This window comes from Kitasatospora sp. NPDC038210, assembly GCF_055600605.1.
On the sequence record NZ_JBVJYK010000016.1, the window covers coordinates 1 to 16,898 of the forward strand.

General features: G+C 75.0%; 16 protein-coding genes. 4 read left to right on the forward strand and 12 right to left on the reverse strand.

The features are described from left to right. Positions 1 to 101: 101 nt before the first annotated feature. Positions 102 to 1,547 (forward strand): NADP-dependent phosphogluconate dehydrogenase, encoded by a 1,446-nt coding sequence (gene gndA, locus ACZ7KX_RS28890; protein ID WP_470329007.1) that lies wholly within the window; start codon positions 102 to 104, stop codon positions 1,545 to 1,547. A gap of 105 nt (positions 1,548 to 1,652) precedes the next feature. Here gndA and ACZ7KX_RS28895 read toward each other — a convergent pair whose 3' ends face one another. Further along, positions 1,653 to 2,546: an NADP-dependent oxidoreductase gene (locus ACZ7KX_RS28895; RefSeq protein WP_470329008.1), complete on the reverse strand. Its 894-nt coding sequence runs from the start codon at positions 2,544 to 2,546 to the stop codon at positions 1,653 to 1,655. 70 nt (positions 2,547 to 2,616) lie between these two features. On the opposite strand from ACZ7KX_RS28895, the gene ACZ7KX_RS28900 reads away from it, so the two are divergent. From ACZ7KX_RS28900 to ACZ7KX_RS28910, 3 genes are all read left to right on the forward strand, one after another. Then, the gene (locus ACZ7KX_RS28900) at positions 2,617 to 3,192 is read left to right on the forward strand and encodes a TetR/AcrR family transcriptional regulator (RefSeq protein WP_470329009.1); all 576 of its coding nucleotides are present in this window, start codon (positions 2,617 to 2,619) and stop codon (positions 3,190 to 3,192) included. 269 nt (positions 3,193 to 3,461) lie between these two features. Next, a complete protein-coding gene (locus ACZ7KX_RS28905) occupies positions 3,462 to 3,959 on the forward strand; it encodes a phosphoribosyltransferase (RefSeq protein WP_350526097.1) in 498 nt (165 codons plus the stop codon). Between the two features lie 89 nt (positions 3,960 to 4,048). Beyond that, positions 4,049 to 4,786, forward strand: coding sequence for a VOC family protein (locus tag ACZ7KX_RS28910; RefSeq protein WP_470329010.1), 738 nt, complete (start codon positions 4,049 to 4,051; stop codon positions 4,784 to 4,786). A 79-nt stretch (positions 4,787 to 4,865) separates the two neighbouring features. Here the strand turns inward: ACZ7KX_RS28910 and ACZ7KX_RS28915 are convergent, their stop codons facing one another. From ACZ7KX_RS28915 to ACZ7KX_RS28965, 11 genes are all read right to left on the reverse strand, one after another. After that, entirely contained in the window at positions 4,866 to 5,321 is a 456-nt protein-coding gene (locus ACZ7KX_RS28915; protein ID WP_470329011.1) for a DUF7144 family membrane protein, read from the reverse strand. 230 nt (positions 5,322 to 5,551) lie between these two features. Next, positions 5,552 to 6,088: a hypothetical protein gene (locus tag ACZ7KX_RS28920; RefSeq protein ID WP_470329012.1), complete on the reverse strand. Its 537-nt coding sequence runs from the start codon at positions 6,086 to 6,088 to the stop codon at positions 5,552 to 5,554. A 182-nt stretch (positions 6,089 to 6,270) separates the two neighbouring features. Continuing rightward, positions 6,271 to 6,900 (reverse strand): DUF4360 domain-containing protein, encoded by a 630-nt coding sequence (locus ACZ7KX_RS28925; RefSeq protein ID WP_470329149.1) that lies wholly within the window; start codon positions 6,898 to 6,900, stop codon positions 6,271 to 6,273. 289 nt (positions 6,901 to 7,189) lie between these two features. Beyond that, complete coding sequence (locus ACZ7KX_RS28930) at positions 7,190 to 8,026, reverse strand: class II fructose-bisphosphate aldolase (protein ID WP_470329013.1); 837 nt, start codon at positions 8,024 to 8,026, stop codon at positions 7,190 to 7,192. Further along, the gene (locus ACZ7KX_RS28935; protein WP_470329014.1) at positions 8,014 to 8,991 is read right to left on the reverse strand and encodes a 1-phosphofructokinase family hexose kinase; all 978 of its coding nucleotides are present in this window, start codon (positions 8,989 to 8,991) and stop codon (positions 8,014 to 8,016) included. Before ACZ7KX_RS28935 ends, ACZ7KX_RS28930 begins: the two co-directional genes overlap by 13 nt. Then, positions 8,988 to 9,908: an ROK family protein gene (locus tag ACZ7KX_RS28940; RefSeq protein WP_470329015.1), complete on the reverse strand. Its 921-nt coding sequence runs from the start codon at positions 9,906 to 9,908 to the stop codon at positions 8,988 to 8,990. The genes ACZ7KX_RS28935 and ACZ7KX_RS28940 overlap by 4 nt, the downstream gene beginning before the upstream one ends. Beyond that, positions 9,905 to 10,777 carry an SIS domain-containing protein gene (locus ACZ7KX_RS28945; RefSeq protein WP_470329016.1) on the reverse strand — a complete coding sequence of 291 codons (873 nt, stop codon included), beginning with the start codon at positions 10,775 to 10,777 and terminating at the stop codon, positions 9,905 to 9,907. The genes ACZ7KX_RS28940 and ACZ7KX_RS28945 overlap by 4 nt, the downstream gene beginning before the upstream one ends. Before the next feature lie 210 nt (positions 10,778 to 10,987). Continuing rightward, on the reverse strand, positions 10,988 to 12,223 hold the full coding sequence (locus tag ACZ7KX_RS28950) for a phosphodiester glycosidase family protein (protein ID WP_470329017.1): 1,236 nt from the start codon (positions 12,221 to 12,223) through the stop codon (positions 10,988 to 10,990). 304 nt (positions 12,224 to 12,527) lie between these two features. Beyond that, a complete protein-coding gene (locus ACZ7KX_RS28955) occupies positions 12,528 to 15,113 on the reverse strand; it encodes a lanthionine synthetase LanC family protein (RefSeq protein WP_470329018.1) in 2,586 nt (861 codons plus the stop codon). Continuing rightward, positions 15,110 to 16,324, reverse strand: coding sequence for a phosphotransferase (locus ACZ7KX_RS28960; RefSeq protein WP_470329019.1), 1,215 nt, complete (start codon positions 16,322 to 16,324; stop codon positions 15,110 to 15,112). Before ACZ7KX_RS28960 ends, ACZ7KX_RS28955 begins: the two co-directional genes overlap by 4 nt. Next, entirely contained in the window at positions 16,306 to 16,797 is a 492-nt protein-coding gene (locus ACZ7KX_RS28965) for a hypothetical protein (protein ID WP_470329020.1), read from the reverse strand. The genes ACZ7KX_RS28960 and ACZ7KX_RS28965 overlap by 19 nt, the downstream gene beginning before the upstream one ends. Between the last annotated feature and the right edge of the window lie 101 nt (positions 16,798 to 16,898).

A 16,898-nucleotide genomic window follows, 5' to 3' on the forward strand; every position in this document is an offset into this window, starting at 1 on the left:
CCCGGAGGACCGGGCGGCCATTCTCCTGGAGCCATCAAGGGCAACCACGCCATCAGCCACACCCGGTCCTCCCGGACCGCCCAACATTCTTAAGGCCCGCCATGACCGCACAGGCACCGGCCCGGATCGGCGTCACCGGCCTGGCCGTGATGGGCCGTAACCTGGCCCGGAACTTCGCCCGCCACGGGCACCGCGTGGCCGTGCACAACCGCACGTGGGCGCGGACCGCGGCACTGCTGGAGGAGTTCGGGCACGAGGGCGACTTCGTGGGCGCCGAGACCACGGAGGCGTTCGTCACGGCCCTGGAACGCCCCCGGCTGATCGTGATCATGGTCAAGGCCGGGGCGCCGACCGACGCCGTCATCGACGAACTGGTGCCGCTGCTCGACGCGGGCGACGTGCTGGTGGACGGCGGGAACGCGCACTTCCCCGACACCCGGAGGCGCGAGGCGGCCCTGCGGGAACGCGGACTGCACTTCGTGGGCAGCGGGATCTCCGGCGGCGAGCAGGGTGCGCTGGAGGGCCCGAGCATCATGCCCGGCGGCACGCCGGAGGCCTACCGGCTCGTGGGGCCGCTGCTGGAGGACATCGCGGCCGAGGTCGACGGCAAGCCCTGCTGCACCCACGTCGGGCCGGACGGCGCCGGCCACTTCGTCAAGATGGTCCACAACGGGATCGAATACGCCGACATGCAGCTCATCGCCGAGGCGTACGACCTGCTGCGGCACGGAGCCGGACTGCAGCCCGCCGCGATCGCCGACGTCTTCCGGGCCTGGAACGGCGGACGCCTGGAGTCCTACCTGATCGAGATCACCGCCGAGATCCTCGCCCACACCGACGCGGCGAGCGGCAAGCCGTTCGTCGACGTGGTGCTCGACCAGGCCGAGCAGAAGGGCACCGGCCGCTGGACGGTCCAGAGCGCGCTGGACCTCGGCGTGCCCGTGAGCGGGATCGCCGAGGCGGTCTTCGCCCGCGCGCTGTCCGGCAGCGTGCCGCTGCGCCGGGCCGGCCGGAGCCTGCCCGGCCCCACCGAGACCTGGCTCGACAGCGCGGCGGCGGACCGGTTCGCGGAGGACGTCGAACAGGCCCTGTACGCCTCGAAGATGGTGGCCTACGCCCAGGGCTTCAATCAGATCCAGGCCGGCAGTGCGGAGTACTCCTGGGACATCGACCCCGGCGCGATGGCCACGATCTGGCGCGGCGGCTGCATCATCAGGGCCCGGTTCCTGGACCGGATCAGGGCTGCGTACGAGGCCGACCGGGAGCGCCCCACGCTGCTGACCGACGCGCACTTCCAGGAGGCGCTCGGCTCCGCGCAGTCGGCCTGGCGGCGGGTCGTCTCGGCGGCCGTCCAGCTGGGGGTGCCCGCACCCGGTTTCGCCACCGCGCTCGCCTACTACGACGGCCTGCGGGCGGGGCGCCTGCCGGCCGCGCTGGTGCAGGGCCAGCGGGACTTCTTCGGCGCGCACACCTACCACCGGGTCGACCGGGACGGGACCTTCCACACCCGCTGGGAGGTCCCGGGCCGCCCGGAGGAGCAGCGCTGAGGCCCGCGAGCGGGCGGGCGCGGCGCGGGAGCCGGCGGGCGCAGCGCGGCGCCCCGGGGCCGGTCATGCCCCGGGGCGCTGCGGGGGCACCGGGCGGGCGGGGGCTCAGATGACCAGGACCCGGCGCCCGCGGGTGTGGCCGGCCCGGCTGTCGGCGTGCGCCGCGGCGGCCTCGGTGAGCGGGTAGGACTTCTCGACCGGGATGTGGAGCCTGCCCCGGGAGATGAGGTCGACGGCCTCGGCGAGCGCGTCCGGTACGCTCCCGGCCGCGCCGGAGAAGCGGACGCCCAGCTGCGGGGCGCCGAGGTCGGCGATGGAGACGACCTTGCGCGGGTCCCCGGTCAGTTGGACGAGTTCGGGGATCACGCCCGAGCCGGCCAGGTCGAGGGCCGCGTCGACCCGGCCCAGGTGTCGCACCCGTTCGGCCCAGCCTTCGCCGTAAGTCGTGGCGAGCGCGCCCAGGCCGCGCAGGTAGTCCTGGTTCGCGGCCCCGGCCGTGCCGATGACCGTGATGCCGCGCTCGCGGGCGATCTGCAGCACCGCTGAGCCGACGCCGCCGGACGCGCCGCTGACCAGCAGCGTCTGCCCGGGCCGCACGCCGACCTCGCGGATGACGCGCAGCGCGGTCTCCACCACTGACGGGTACCCGGCCGCCTCCTCGAAGGTCAGTCCTGCGGGCATGCGGGCCCAGGCGGACAGCACGGCGAACTCGGCGTACGTGTCGGTGCCTTCGCCGAACACGCGGTCGCCGATCTCGACCCCTTCGACGCCCTCGCCGACCTCGTCCACCAGGCCGGCGGCGTCCAGCCCGACCCCGGCGGGCAGCGTGACCGGATGGGCTCCCAGGACCTGGCCCTCCCGGATCCTCCAGTCGACGGGGTTCACCCCGGCCGCCCGTACGGCGATGCGTATCCGGCCGCGGCCCGCGTGGGGCTCCTCGGCTTCCACCAGGTGCAGGACCTCGGGACCGCCGAACTCGGCGAAGCTGATTTTCCTCATGCAGCCGAAAATAGCCCTAACGGATAGTGTTTCGCAACGGTTAGTGATTCGTACCTGGTAGTGTCACGGCATGACCGAGCCGCCCGGACGCCGGGAACGCAAGAAGGCCGCGACCCGCCGGAAGATCGCCGACACCGCGCTGCAGCTCTTCCTGGAACGCGGGTACGACGCCGTGGGCATCCGTGACGTGGCGGCCGAGGCCGATGTGGCCGTCACCACGGTCTTCGCCCACTTCGCCTCGAAGGAGGCCCTGGTGTTCGAACGCGACCAGGACTTCGAGCGGCGCCTCACGCGGGCCGTCACCGACCGCGGCCCGCACGATCCGCTCATCGAGGCGCTGCACCGCGAAGTCCGGGCCCTGGTGGGTCACTGCACCGCGGAGGGCAGCGCCCCGGTCCGGCGCATGATCGAGGGATCGCCCGCCCTGCGGGAGTACGAGGAGTCGATGGGTCTGCGGCACGCGCAGGCGCTGGCAGCGGCGCTGGCCGCCGATCCCCACCTGTCCCGCAGTGCGACGGCCTGCCGGGCGACCGCGCGGTTCGCCATCGACGCCTACGCGCTGGCCTGCCAGGCGGACGATCCCGGGGCCACGGTGGACGAGGTCTTCCGGATGATCGCGGCGGCCTGGGAGGCCACCGCGCCCTGAGCCGGTGGCCGCGCCCCGGCCGGGGCAGGGGCGCGGCCGGCCGCCGGAGGGCCCGCCGCCGTACGGGCGTTCAGGCGGTCACCGGCGTGAACGGCCTGCTCAGTGGCCGCGGTCCACCGGATCAGCCCCCGTCCGTCATCGACGCGAGGCCGTGTGTCTCGATCAAGGCCTCCTCCGGAAGGCCGCGGGGCCGGCGGGTGTCCCGCTGTGACCTCGGCTCGGCGCGCCGCAGCTCGCCGCCCGACCACCTGCCGAGGACACTGGACACTGTGACTGACGTGCGCGAGACCCTGGACTACCAGACCTTCGGCCGGGCGGTGCGCGAACTCGCGCAGACGATCGCCGCCGACGGGTACGAGCCCGACCTCATCCTGAGCATCGCCCGCGGCGGGGTGTTCGTGGCGGGCGGTCTGGCGTACGCGCTGGACTGCAAGAACGTCCACCTCGTGAACGTCGAGTTCTACACGGGCGTGGGCACCACCCTCGACATGCCGGTCATGTTGGCGCCCGTCCCCCAGGCGGTCGACTTCACCAGCAAGAAGGTCCTGATCGCCGACGACGTCGCCGACACGGGCAAGACGCTGAAGCTGGTGCACGACTTCTGCCTCGACCACGTCGCCGAGGTGCGGTCCGCCGTCATCTACGAGAAGTCGCACTCCCTCGTGCAGTGCGAGTACGTGTGGAAGCGGACGGACGACTGGATCGAGTTCCCGTGGTCGACGGAGGGCCCGGTCGTCAAGCGGCACGGCCAGGTGCTCGACGCCTGACCGGCGCCCGGGCCCGAGGACCGGGCCGGCTGAGGCTCTTCCGGCCGTGACCGCCCCCTGGGCCGACGGCGGGTCATATGATCTTGGGCATGGCGACCCGACTCGTACAGATCAACATGAAGGCCCAGGACGACGCTGCGCTCGGCCGGTTCTGGGCGGAGGCGCTCGGCTGGGGCATCGACAGCGAGGCACCCGGCGTGACCAACCTCGAACCCGTGGGCTTCGCCTACCCCGACCCGGTGGCCGTCTGCATCGACATCATCGCCCACCCGGAACCCAAGACGGTCAAGAACCGGGTCCACATCGACCTGGCCACCACCTCGGCCGCGCACCAGGCGGAGCTGGTCGCACGCCTGACGGAGCTCGGTGCGCGGCCCGCCGACATCGGTCAGGGCGACGTCCCCTGGACGGTCATGGCGGACCCGGAGGGCAACGAGTTCTGCGTCCTGGATCCCCGGCCGGTCCACCAGGACACCGGGCCGATCGCCGCGGTGGTGGTGGACTGCGCCGACCCGCGGGCGATGGCCGGGTTCTGGGGCGAGGCGATGGACTGGACGCTGCACGAGGTCACCGACGACCACGCGACCATGCGTTCCGCCCTGGGCGTCGGCCCCTACCTGGAGTTCCTCCGTACCCCCGACACCAAGAGCGGGTGGAACCGCGTCCACCTCGACGTCCGCCCCTACCGCGGTGACGACCCGGCCGCGGAGGAGGCGCGGCTGCTCGCCCTGGGTGCCACCGACCCCGGCGTCGACCGGTCCGCGATCTCCTGGACGGTCCTGGCCGACCCGGAGGGCAACGAGTTCTGCCTCCTCTCGCCGCTCTGACCTCGATCGACCGGCGGCGGGGGCGGTCGGCGGCGGGGCGGCCGCGGTGCACGGTGGGCCGGGCCGGTGGGCTGTCAGCTCAGCTCAGTCTTCTGGTCGTCCCGACGCACAGCGCCCAGATGACGAAGGCGTTGATCGCGATCAGAACGATCGCCCAGAACGGGTAGTGGGGGAGCCAGACGAAGTTGGCGATCATCGCGAGCCCGGACGCGATGACACCCACGACCCGCGCCCACACGGCACTCCCGCCCCCGACGAGCGCCGTCCCGGCCAGGACGAGGACGACGCCGAGGGCCAGGTCGATCCATCCCCAGCCCGTGCTGTTCATCGAGAACGTGTAGTCCTTGGTGACCACGACCAGGTCGTCGCGCGCGATGCCGGCGATCCCCTGGAACACCGCCATGATGCCGCCGAAGATCAGCATGATCCCGGCGAACGTGGTCAGCCCGCCGGCGAACGCACGCTCGACCGTGCCGCCACTACTGCCACTGCCACTGCCACTGCCACTGCCACTGCCCGTGGTGCTACCAGCCATGGCACGGACTCCTTCGAAAGCACCGTGTCACCCGCACGGGCGACCTGCCCGGAGACTCCACCTCCAGGCTGCCATGCACCCGCACCACCCCGCGAGGGCAGGACCGTACGGGAGCGGTCCCGCGGTGCGCTGCTCACCGGCGGTCGGCCACGGAGCGTACCGTTGGACGGCCCCGATGCTTCGGTCGCTTCGGTCGCTTCGGTCGCTTCGCCGGGTTCCGGGCCCTGACCTCAGAGCAGACCGGGCGGGGGCGGGATGCGGACCAGGAGTTCACCGGCGGCCCGGGTCAGGTGCGCGGTGATCTCGTCCGGGGGCAGCTGCGGCCGGCCCTGGGTCGTGTACGTCACCACCGCGTCGACCATCGGCGCCAGCTCCTCGCACGCCCCGTAGGCCTCGGCGACGTTCTCGATGATGAGCACGGCCCCCTCGTGGGGGTCGAGCCACCCCCCGACGATCTCGGCGGCCCACCAGCGGGCGAGAGCCAGCCGGCCCTGCCAGTAGTCCTCGTGCTCCCCGAGCGGGTGGAGGCCGAACCCGAGCTCGTCCATCACCCGGCCGAACAGGTCCGGGGCCTGGTCCTCCTCACCGCTGAGCAGCCAGGCGAGGAGCCACAGCGACGGGGTGTCCACGCCGGCGGCCAGGGCGCGGAGCGCGGCCTGCATCAGGAACTCCGGCTCGGCGTGCCGGCCGTCGACCCACCAGTGGGCGATCCCGCGCAGTTCCCGCACCGCCTCGGCCGCCGTCCCGGGGGCCCCGCTCGTCGTCATGGCGGCATCCTGCCGGGCGCCGCCGACCGCATGCCAGTGGGTAACCCGCCATCGGCCTCGACCGCGGCAACCGACACCTGACGCCGGCCGCCGAACAGCTGCCGTTCGTACCGCGACGGCCGCCCTGCCGGGACCACGGGTCCGGCAGGGCGGCCGTCAGCGGGGAACGCAGCGTCAGGAGCTCACCGGCACCGCTTCCAGGCCAGGTGGTACACGGACGTGATGCTGCCGTCCGTCGAGTCCATCTCCATGAAGCTGGTGGCGCTCGGGCTCGACGTGCCCTGATCGACCTGCAGTTCGGTGTTGATGTCGAGGTTGCGTTCGGCTCCGCAGGGGGCGAAGACGCGGGCGCGGACGTCCACGCTGTCGGTCACCTCCCAGTCGTCGTTGAACCCGCCGTCGAAACGGTGGGTCGAGTTGGTGGTGCGGTTGCTGCCCTGGAAGTGGTAGCCGGCCCGCTGGATCCCGGACGCGCCCGGCGCCAGTGACGCGAAGCCGCGGTAACTGGCGGACACGACCGCGTAGGTGTAGCCGCCCGGGACGTGCACGACGAGGCTGAGCTGACAGTTCTTCCGGTAGTCGGTCGGCGACGACCCGGGCCCCACCTGGGCGAGGTACTTGCTGTAGGTGACGGTGAAGGCGGTGTTGTCGGGGGACACGCTCACGGCGGCCGTCCCCGTCGGGCAGCCGGAGCCGTTGGCCGTCACGCTGTCGATGACGATCGGGACCGGCGGCGGGTGCGGGCTGCCGCCCAGGCCCGACGAGCCGAACAATGATGCGGCGACACCGGTGGCGGCCAGCGCGCGGAGCAGCATGGGGGTTCCCTTCCGTGGTCCACGGCCCCGGGGCGGGCGTCGCGTCCCGAGCCCGGCCCCCGGATCTCACGTGGGCATCGCACCACACCTTGCGCCCCCAGCCTCCGAAGGTGACGCTCCAGTCACTCCAACGGCCTTCCGGACGTCGGCCGACCGCACCGCGCGTCCCCGGCCGTTCGCTCCGCGCGCCCCGGGCCGTCGGCTCCCGAGCGCCGGCCGGGACCTCCTCCTTCCCCTCGGGGGCCGCACAGCGACGCACGGCGGCGCGCGGCTCGCGCCGCTCCGCTCAGGAAGCCCGGAGCACGCCGAGCAGGCGGGCGACCTCGGCGGCGACGGAGGCGCGGCCGGCGCCCAGGTAGTGGCGGGTGTCCACCAGGTCAGGGCGGCCGTCGAGGCAGGCCCGTACGGCGGTGGTGAACGCCTTGTTGAGGTGGGTGGCTATGTTGACCTTCGTCATGCCGTGTTCGACGGCGGCGGCCAGGTGGTCGTCGGCGACTCCGGAGGAGCCGTGGAGCACCAGGGGCACGGGGACGGCGCTGTCGAGGGAGGCGATGAGCTCAAGGTCGAGGACGGCGTCGCGGGTGAGCATGGCGTGCGAGCTGCCGACCGCGACGGCGAGCGCGTCCACGCCGGTGCTCGCCACGAAGGCGGCCGCCTCGCCCGGGTCTGTACGGGCCCCGGCGGCGTGGACGCCGTCCTTGCCACCGACCTCGCCGAGTTCGGCCTCGACCCACACGCCCTCCGCGTGACAGCGGGACACGACGTCGGCGGTCGCCCGGACGTTGGCCTCGTAGTCGAGCGTCGAGGCGTCGAACATGACGGAGGTGAAGCCGAGTTCGACGCCCTCGCGGACCAGGTCGGCGGAGGTCACGTGGTCGAGGTGGACCGCCACCGGCACGTCGGCGGCCCGGGCCACGGCCAGCGTGGCCCGGCCGATCGGGGCCAGCGCGCCGTGGTAGCGGACGGCGTTCTCGCTGATCTGCAGGATGACCGGCGCTCCGGCCCGCTCCGCGCCGGCCACGATCGCCTCGGCGTGTTCGAGCTGGATGACGTTGAAGGCGCCGACTCCGTGTCGGCCGCGGGTGGCGGGCTCGACGATCGAGCCGGTGGCTACGAGGGGCATGGCTCTCCTTGGGGGGAGGGGGGAAGCGGGGGCGGGGGCGTGCTCGGCGGGTACACGGGCCGCACCGTGACCAGCGGGAGCAGCCGTCGGTGGTCGGCCGGATCGAAGCTGCCGGCGAGCGGGGCGAGGACGGTGGCCGCGGACAGGGCGACCGCCTGGGCGAGTCGGTCAGGCCAGGGCGTGCCGGCGACCAGGCCGAGGGTGAGGGCCGCGACGGCGGAGTCCCCGGCGCCGGTCGGGTTGCCGTGCACCTGCTGCGGTGGGCGGGCCCGCCAGTCGCCGTCCCGGGTGCTGGCGAGCAGCCCGCCGGGGCCGAGGGAGACGACGACGGCCCGGGCACCGGCGGCGCGGAGCATCCGGGCACCGGTGAGCGGGGTCACCGGGCCCGCGGTGGCCACGAGTTCGGCCGCGTTGGGCTTGACGAGCGCGGGGCCGGCGGCCAGCCCCGCGCGCAGGGCGGGGCCCTGCGCATCGAGGACGGCCGGGACACCGGCCTCGGCGGCGAGGGCGACCAGCGTGCCGTAGGCGTCCGGGGGGACGCCGGCGGGCAGCGAACCGGAGAGCACCACGGCCTCGGCGGTGCGCAGGAGCCGGCGGTACCGGGCGGTGAAGCGGACCCACTCGTCGGCGCTGACGACGGGCCCCGGTTCCAGGTAGACGGTCGCGTCCCCGGCCGCGGCCTCGACCACCGCCACGGTGCGCCGGGTCGTCCCGTCGACCGTGACGAACTCGTCGCGCGGTCCGGCAGTGGCGAGGTCGGCGCGCAGGGCCTCGCCGGTGGCGCCGCCCGCGAGGCCGGTGGCCACGGTGTCGCGGCCGAGCGCGGCGAGCACCCGGGCGACGTTGACGCCCTTCCCGCCGGCCCGCTCGGCCACCGCGTCGACGCGGTTGCTGCCGTGGTGCGCCACCCGGTCGAGGTGGTAGGTGACGTCGACGGCCGGGTTGAGCGTGACGGTGAGGATCACCGGGGGCCTCCGGGTGCGAGGTCGAGGGCGAGCAGGGCGGCGCCGAGACTCCCCGCGCGGTGGCCGAGTTCGGCCCGCAACAGTCGGGGCGGCGGCCGGAACGCCAGGCGTTCGGCGAACGAGGAGCGCAGCGGGCCGAGCAGGTCCTCGCCGGCCGCGGCCAGTCCTCCGCCGATGACGATCCGTTCGGGGTCGAACAGGACGGTGGCGGCGGCCAGGCCGTCGGCCAGGGCGTCGACCGTCTCCGCCCAGATCCGTGCGGCCTCGCGCTCGCCGCCGTGCGCACGGCGGTGCACCTCCTCGGCGGTGGTCCCCCGGCGCCCCGTGAGCCGTGCGTACCGGCGGGCGACGGCGGAGGCGGAGGCGACGGTCTCCAGGCAGCCCCGGCCGCCGCAGGCACAGGGGTCGCCGCCGGGCCGGACGACGAGGTGGCCGAGTTCGCCGGCCGCCCCGAGGGCGCCGGTGACGGGCCTGCCGTGGTGCAGGACGGCGGCCGCGATGCCGGTGCCGACCGGGACGAACAGGAAGGAGTCGCTGCCGCGGCCGGCGCCGAGGCGGGCCTCCGCCAGGCCGCCGGCGCGGACGTCGTGGCCGAACGCGACGGGCAGGCCGAGGTGTTCGGCGAGCCACTGCCGGATCGGGACGTCGTGCCAGTCGACGTTGACCGCCCGCAGGACCGTCCCGGCGGCCTCGTCGACCAGGCCCGGAACGGCGAGACCGGCCGCCCTGGGCGGTGTGCCCGCGCGGCGGGCGAGGTCGGCGAGCTCGGCGGCGCAGCCGAGGACGGTGTCGATGACGGCCCCCGGGCCGCGGTCGGGCCGGGTCAGCCAGCGCTCGGACTGCAGCACGGTGCCGTCGTCGGCGACGACGGCACCCTTGAGTTCCGTCCCGCCGACGTCGAGGGCGATGACGGTCACGGCTGGGCGAGGATGATCGAGCGGGTCAGGTTGCGCGGCCGGTCGGGGTCCAGGCCCCGCGCGCCGGCCAGGGCGACGGCGAGCCGCTGGGCGCGGATCAGCTCGGCGAGCGGGTCGAGGTCGGAGCCGATGACGGTCGCGCCCGTGGCGCGGACCTGGTCGAGCAGGCCAGCGGGCGGCTCGCCGAAGAACCAGACGACGCGTCCGGGCGCGCTGATGCTGACCGGGCCGTGCCGGTACTCCATGGCCGGGTAGGACTCGGTCCAACTCCCCGAGGCCTCCCGAAGCTTGAGGGCCGCCTCGTGGGCGAGGCCGACCGTCCAGCCGGTGCCGAGGAAGGTGAACTGCTCGGCAGTGACAGCGCTTTCCGGCAGCTCCCGGTCGACGGCCCGGCGGGCCTGGTCGGGCAGGTCGGCTGCGGCGAGGCCGAGGTGGCCGCGCAGCAGGGCCAGGGTGGTGGTCGCGAAGCGGGTCTGCACGACGGACTTCTCGTCGGCGAACGAGAGGTCCACGACGGTGTCGGCCGCAGCGGTGACGGGGGTGTCGGGGTCGCCCGTGATCGCCGCGGTCGGGGTCTGCGACGTCCGCCGGAGGGCGTCGATCACCTCGGTCGTGGTGCCGGAGCGGGTGATCGCGAGAACCCGGTCGTAGCGGCGGCTCCCCGGGAAGGCGGAGGCGGCGAAGGCGTCGGTCTCGCCGAGGCCCGCACCCTCGCGCAGTTCGGCATAGGCCTGCGCCATGTAGAGGGAGGTACCGCACCCCAGGACGGCGACGCGCTCTCCGGGTTCGGGGAGGCCTTCGGGCCTCGACTCCAGTGCCCGGGACCAGCATGCGGGCTGGCTGGCGATCTCAGCGGCGACGTGTGACATCGAGTCTCCTGCGCAAAGTTGCATGAAGATGCTTGATGGTGCTTGAAGATGAGCACAAGATAGACCATTCGATCAGAACTGAACACCTCGCCCGAAGGATCCCGCAGGGGGCGATCGATCGACCCGGACGCCGGTGGGCAGCACGACGACGGCCCGAGCGGCAGCCCGAGCGGCGGGCGGTGAGGCCGGAGGACCCGGCGCTACCCGGCGCTACCCGGCGAGGATGCCCAGGGCGTTGGGGATCGGGCGCTCCCGGCCGTGGTCGAGGTGGTTGCGCACCGTCAGCTCGCCGGTGGCCCGGTCGCGGGCGACGAGTGTGGCGGAGGCGCCGCCGTCCAGGTAGGCGCCGTCCGGGCAGCCGAGGTCACGCACCGTCCGGGCGAGTTCGGTCAGCGTCAGGCCGGTGGAGGTGCCCTCGCGTCCGTCGGTGGACAACAGCGTCAGCACCCGCCCGCCCTCCGCGAGGCCGAGCGCGCTGCGCGGCTCGGCGACCGTGTCGTCCAACCCGGCCGGCGCCTCCCCGCCGCGCAGCAGCCGATGGGCGCCCAGCGCGAAGCGGAAGGGCACCGGCCCGCTCGACGCGAGCCGGTAGTCCACGGCGACCGGCGTGCCGACGGGCAGGCCCGCCAGCGCGCGGGCGCCCGCCTCGCGGCCGAGCAGCACGGTGCTCCCCGCAGGGATCGGGCCCGCCCCCGGGGTCGCGGAGACCGCCGCCACCCGGCCCCGGCGGACCGTCACCTCCCAGGTGTCCGACGTGCAGGGGGCCTTCCGCGACTCGTCGCTCCCGCATGCGGCGCGGGCCCGGGAGACCGCGCCCCAGTCGGAGGTGAACACGCCGATCGAACCGACCGGGAGGGCGTACTGGTTCAGCCCGCCCAGCGGCCAGGCACCGCCGCCCGCGGCCCGCAGCCGGCCCTGCAGCACCAGGCGGCCCAGGCGGGCCACCCCGTCCACACCGACCCCGAGCACGTCCTCGGCCGTGTCACCCGGCGGCGGTTGCCAGCCGAAGCGCTGCGCCTCCGGGACGGCCGCCTTCAACGCCCGGCCCCGGTACACGGCCGGCCCGGAGGTCGCCCCGGTGGCCTCGACGCCCGGGTGCTGGTCCTCACTGATGTCGAAGAAGTCCCCGTTCACCGCCGCCACCGCCCGGCGTGCGCCGGCCAGTACGGTCAGCGGCGCACGGGCGGCCACCGCGCCCGGGAAGAGCAGGTCCGCCCGCACGCCCGGCCGGCGCAGGTCGGCCCGCACGGCGTACACCCGCGCGCTGCCGTGCGTGGTACGCACCGTCAGCTCCCGGTACGCCACCCCGGGCGCGAGCGCCGCCCAGCCGGACGCGGCCCCGGCCCCGACCGGCTCCGCCCCGGCGGGCGGGACGACCAGGCCGGCCGGGGCCGCGGTCAGCACCAGGGCAACCACACAGCGCAGCGCAGTCCTCACACCCGCCATGCTGACGGCCGGTACGGCGGTCCCGCCGCACTGCCGTCGGCGCGTCGCGCATCGGCCCGGCCGCCGTCGGCCGGGGAGCAGGCCGACGGAGGAGAGCGGGCCGACGGAGGAGAGGGTCACACCCACCCGAGTACGCATGTGCCGATGGAGCAGGCGCTTCCCGCGCTGATCGAACGCCTGCCGCCCGAGCTGCCGTACCGGAGCCGCTTCGCGCCCGGGAGGAGCACGGCCCGCTCATCGCCTGGGCCCTCAGCGCCGCGTCCTACACGAAGGCGAAGGCCCGGTAGCCTCGCGGCCCTGTTCCTCAGCCGTCCCCCGGCCGGCTCCCGCCGCGCGGAACCGTGCGCGTGGCCGTGGTGGTGGCGGTGGCCGTGCCCGTGCCCGTGCCCGCAGCCGTGTCCCAGAGGCCGAGGAGGACGGACGGTACGGCCGCCGGACCGGCGACGCGCAGGAGGAGGTGCCCGATCCCGGCGGACCCGATCATGAGCGACGGGCTGTCGGCGCCGCCCGGCGAGCCGGAGCGCAGCTCGTCGAGGGAACGCCCGGCCAGGCGCAGCGCGGCGTCGCGCGCTGCGGCGAGGAGGTCCGGGCGGCCGAGGAGGTGGCCGGCGGTCCACAGGACGTCGATCAGCCCCGCGAGGCCGTGGCAGAGGGTGGCGTCCGAGTCGACGAGCGCGATCCGTCGCTGCAGGGTGCTCAGCGTGGTGGCCAACGCGGCCTCGGTGGAGTGGCGGTAGGCGGCGCGCCGTTCGGGGTCCAGTTCCTCGGCGCGCAGGCGGGTCAGGGCGATTCCGGGGGCGCCGTTGCACCACGCCACCATGAACGCCGGGCCGCCGGTGGTGTCGTAGGGGCGTTCCCGGTGGTCGGGCCAGTTCCCGGCCGCGGGGTCGAACTGGCCGTCCTCGGCGGCGAATCCGTCGCGGGCGGCCCGCAGGAGGGTACGGTCCCCGGTGCTCCGGGCGAGCGCCATGAGGGCCAGCGAGACACCGGCCGCGCCGTGGGACAGGCCCGTCCACGGGGGTGTGTCCGGCGTCCGGTTCCGTCCGGCTGGCCCGGACGCGGTGACGTGGGCGAGGAGCGCGGACCCGAGTGATTCCGCCCGCGCGAGGGCCGGGCCCGGCTGGCGCCAGCCGGGTGCCCCTGCGAGTTGCAGGAGACCGAGGACGGCTCCGGCCCGCCCGGCCATCAGGTCGTCCTCGGCGTCGCCGTCCGGGTCGTCGACGAGGCTGTCGAGCAGCGGCTCGACGGGACCGGTGCCGGGGGCGTCGCCGAGCAGTCGTCGGATCCGTGCGGCGGCCAGGAGCACGCCCGTCAGGCCGGTGTACAGACCGGGTGGGGCCGGGGTGGAGCGGGTGGGGCGTCGTGCGGCGGCGAGGGCCGCGGCCAGCGCGCCGTGTGCGGTGCGGGCGAACTCCTCCTCGCCGGTGCCGACGGCGAGTTCGGCCAGGAACAGGGCGGTGCCGGCGGTGCCGGAGTAGAGGTCGGGGCCCAGCGTGCCCGACCGCGGTGCGAAGGCGTTCGGGCCGACGCGGCCGGTGAGGGTGCGCGCGATCCACGTGCAGCGGGTCCGGGTGGACTCCCAGCGGGCGTCGGCGCAGATCGACCGGCCGATGCGGCGGGCGGTGGCGAGCAGGGCGTCCGGGTCGGCGGTACGGGGCGGTGGCGCTGCGCTGCCTGGTGGCCCTGCGCTGGGCGACGGTCTCGCGCTGGACGACGGTCTCGCGCTGGACGACGGTCCGGCGCTGGGCGACGGTCCGGCGCTGCCCGGCGGTCCCGGCCGGTGGCCGCGGGGTCCGGGCCGGCGACCCTGGCCGGGCCACTCGTAGCCGGTGCGTGAGTTCGCGGCCAGGTGGGGGGCGAGGGGGTCGAGACCGCGGCGCCGGAACTCCGCTGCCACGGCTGCGGTTGCCCGCTCCGGGCGGGTGGGGCCCTGCGGGCCGTCCTCGTCGTACAGCCGCCACAGTGCGTCCGCCACCAGCCGGCAGCGGTGCCGGCCGAAGCTGGTGCCCGGGCCCGGGTCCTCGGCCAGTCCCAGTCCGTGGTCGAGGCGGAGGGTGAGCAGCGGCGGGTCGGCCCGCAGGTCCGGTGCCAGGCGCCGGTGGACGCTGCGGAGGACGGGGAGCGCCTCGGGGTAGCGGGTCCGGGGGAGGTAGAGGACTCCGGCGTCCGCCCGGGCGTACCGCGAGGGGTCGCGCAGGACCTTGAGCGTGAACGGGACCGCCGCGGAGTCGAGGCCGGTGCGCAGGGCGTCGAGCAGGGCGGGGGCGCCGCCGTCCCGCAGGTGCCAGTAGAGGCGGACCAGTCCGGCGGCCTGGTCCGCGGCCGTTCCGGGGTCGGAGCCGGTCACCGTGTGGAAGCCGGTCAGGAGGTTGCGCCGGACGCGGGGGGCGAGGACCAGACAGGCGTCACCGACGGCCGGCAGCGCGGGTTCGTCGGGCGCGGCATCGACCGGGCCACCGCGTTCCGAGGCCGGGAGCGCGCGGACCCGCGCGGGCGCCGTCCAGTACACGACGCCGCTGCTCCGGACCTGCACCCGGCCGTCCGGGCCCGCCCCGACCAGCCGCCAGCCCCGCTCCCACACCCAGTCGTCCGGGACGGCGGCGCTCAGGGCGGCGGCGAACCGCCCGGCGAGGTCGGCGTCGACGATCCCCGGCTCCAGCCGGCCGCTCGGCCGGACGTAGCAGCGCCAGTAGAGCGCGGAGGCCAGGTCCTCCACCCGGTCGCCCTGCCCCGGGGGCCGCCCGGGGGGCCGCCCCGCGGGCAGCTCCGCGGCCTGGCCCGGACCGGCCGGTGTGCCACCGACGTGGGCCCGTTCCGCATCCGGGATGGTGACCGCCAGCGTGAGCGCCGTCAGGTCCGGATGGAGCGCCACCGTGGTGCCCGTGGTCATGTGAGGGCCAGGAACTCGGTCGCCGCCCGGTCCGGGTCGGTGAAGATGTTGGCCGCGATCTCCAGCATCGCGCAGCCGCCGACGGACACGGCCTCGCTGCGGCCGGCCTCCTCGACCTGGGTCTGGACCAGTCGGGCCGCGGTGAACGCCGCGGTCCGGGCGGCCAGGTCCCGTTGCGCCGTCACCGTCGACGGGCGCACCGACAGGTACGCCCGCCACACGGCGCGGCACGTGACCTGCAGGACGAGGCCTGCGGCGGCGACTCCCGGTCCGGTCGGGGGCGGGCCCGTGCCGGTCGGGCGGGACGGCGGTGCGGCGGGGGCGGGATCGAGGACGGGACCGAGGGCCGCCCGGACGACCGATTCGACCAGCCCTGCCAGGTCCTGGGCCGGGTCGCCCAGGTGCCACAGCTCCCAGTCCACCAGCCGGATGTCCCGGCCACGGGCGGCGCCGGGGCGGGCGGTGCCGGGACGGGGCCCACGGGGGCGGACCAGCACGTTGGCGGCCCGAACGTCGCCGTGGACGACGGTTCCGGGCCGCCAGCGACTCACCAACTCGGTGAGCCCCGAGCTGAGTTCGGAGGAACTCTGGACCATCTCCACCAGCATCAGCGTGCCGCGGCTGGCGGTGCACAGCAGCCACGGGTCGGGGCGGCCGTAGTCGGTCACCGGAGCCACCTCGGGTGGTGCCGTGGGTGCCGCGGTCCAGTCCGGGCCGGCCGCGTGGAGCTCGCCGAGCAGGCGGCCGGTCTCCTGGTAGAGCGAGACGGGGAACTCCCCGGCCGGGCGCTCCCGGACGATGTCGCCCAGTCCACGGTGCTCGGGGCGGAACTCCAGGACCAGGAGGGGCCGTTCCCGGTCGGCGTGCACCAGCCGTACGAGCAGGGCGTCGAAGGGGTGGCCCCGCCCGGTGGCGGCGCGGTAGAAGTCGATCTCGGAGCGCAGCGTCGACCGGCTCATGGGCGACTGCTCGTTGGGCACCTTGACGAAGTATCCGCTGCCGTCGGGCCGCGTGATCACCAGATTGCGGTTGCGTCGGGCGCCGACCTCAAGGGCCAGGCCGGTGTCGACGACCTCGTCCGCGCTCAACACCCCTGCTGCCACCAGCTCGTCGACCGTGCCCAGCGCCGTGGGGGCGACCCGGTCGGGCACCTGCGCAACGTCCGGCACCTGCATGGCCTGGCCGATCCCGCTCAGCAGCAGTCGGGGCACTGGGGCCAGACGTCCGTGCCCGAGCACGGCCAGGTGCCGGTGGTCGCCTCGGTGACCGAGATCTCGGTGGGGCACGTCCAGAACGGGTCGGACTCCGGCTCCTTCTGGTGGATCGCCCGGGACACCAGCCGGGAGGCGAACCGGTTGCGCAGGCGCCCCTGGAGGAACGCCGCCGGACCGGTCACCTGGTTGACCCGCACCAGGCGGACCTGGGCGGCGTCCCTGATCCAGAGCCGCCGGGGGCTGTCGGCGTTGCCCGGGTCGACCGACGCGGTGCGGACCACGTCGTCGGCGGCGAACTCGTAGTAGCTCGCCAGGGTCACATCGGCGTAGAGCCGGATGAGGTCGTCCGTGGGCCCGGCGCCGACGTAACCGACCAGCACGGTCAGGTTGTCGCCCGACGGTTCGGAGCCCGGTCTCGGCGTGAACGAGTGCGGGGAGAGGTCCCGCTGTTCCTTGCTGTCGCCGTTCATCGGAGTGCCCTTTCCGCCGGCACGCCGCCGTTCGTCGACCGCACGGCGCCCCTGGCACGAGCCGAAGACGGCGTCGGCCCGCGCGCATGCCGGTCCTTTCT

Bases quoted from the DNA above. Each gene is read 5' to 3' on its own strand.
- ACZ7KX_RS28930 (WP_470329013.1), bottom strand. From the start codon at position 8,026: ATGCCCCTCGTAGCCACCGGCTCGATCGTCGAGCCCGCCACCCGCGGC.
- ACZ7KX_RS28920 (WP_470329012.1), bottom strand. From the start codon at position 6,088: ATGACGACGAGCGGGGCCCCCGGGACGGCGGCCGAGGCGGTGCGGGAA.
- ACZ7KX_RS28955 (WP_470329018.1), bottom strand. From the start codon at position 15,113: ATGACCACGGGCACCACGGTGGCGCTCCATCCGGACCTGACGGCGCTC.
- ACZ7KX_RS28965 (WP_470329020.1), bottom strand. From the start codon at position 16,797: ATGAACGGCGACAGCAAGGAACAGCGGGACCTCTCCCCGCACTCGTTC.
- ACZ7KX_RS28945 (WP_470329016.1), bottom strand. From the start codon at position 10,777: ATGTCACACGTCGCCGCTGAGATCGCCAGCCAGCCCGCATGCTGGTCC.
- ACZ7KX_RS28895 (WP_470329008.1), bottom strand. From the start codon at position 2,546: ATGAGGAAAATCAGCTTCGCCGAGTTCGGCGGTCCCGAGGTCCTGCAC.
- ACZ7KX_RS28950 (WP_470329017.1), bottom strand. From the start codon at position 12,223: ATGGCGGGTGTGAGGACTGCGCTGCGCTGTGTGGTTGCCCTGGTGCTG.
- gndA (WP_470329007.1), top strand. From the start codon at position 102: ATGACCGCACAGGCACCGGCCCGGATCGGCGTCACCGGCCTGGCCGTG.
- ACZ7KX_RS28910 (WP_470329010.1), top strand. From the start codon at position 4,049: ATGGCGACCCGACTCGTACAGATCAACATGAAGGCCCAGGACGACGCT.
- ACZ7KX_RS28900 (WP_470329009.1), top strand. From the start codon at position 2,617: ATGACCGAGCCGCCCGGACGCCGGGAACGCAAGAAGGCCGCGACCCGC.
- ACZ7KX_RS28915 (WP_470329011.1), bottom strand. From the start codon at position 5,321: ATGGCTGGTAGCACCACGGGCAGTGGCAGTGGCAGTGGCAGTGGCAGT.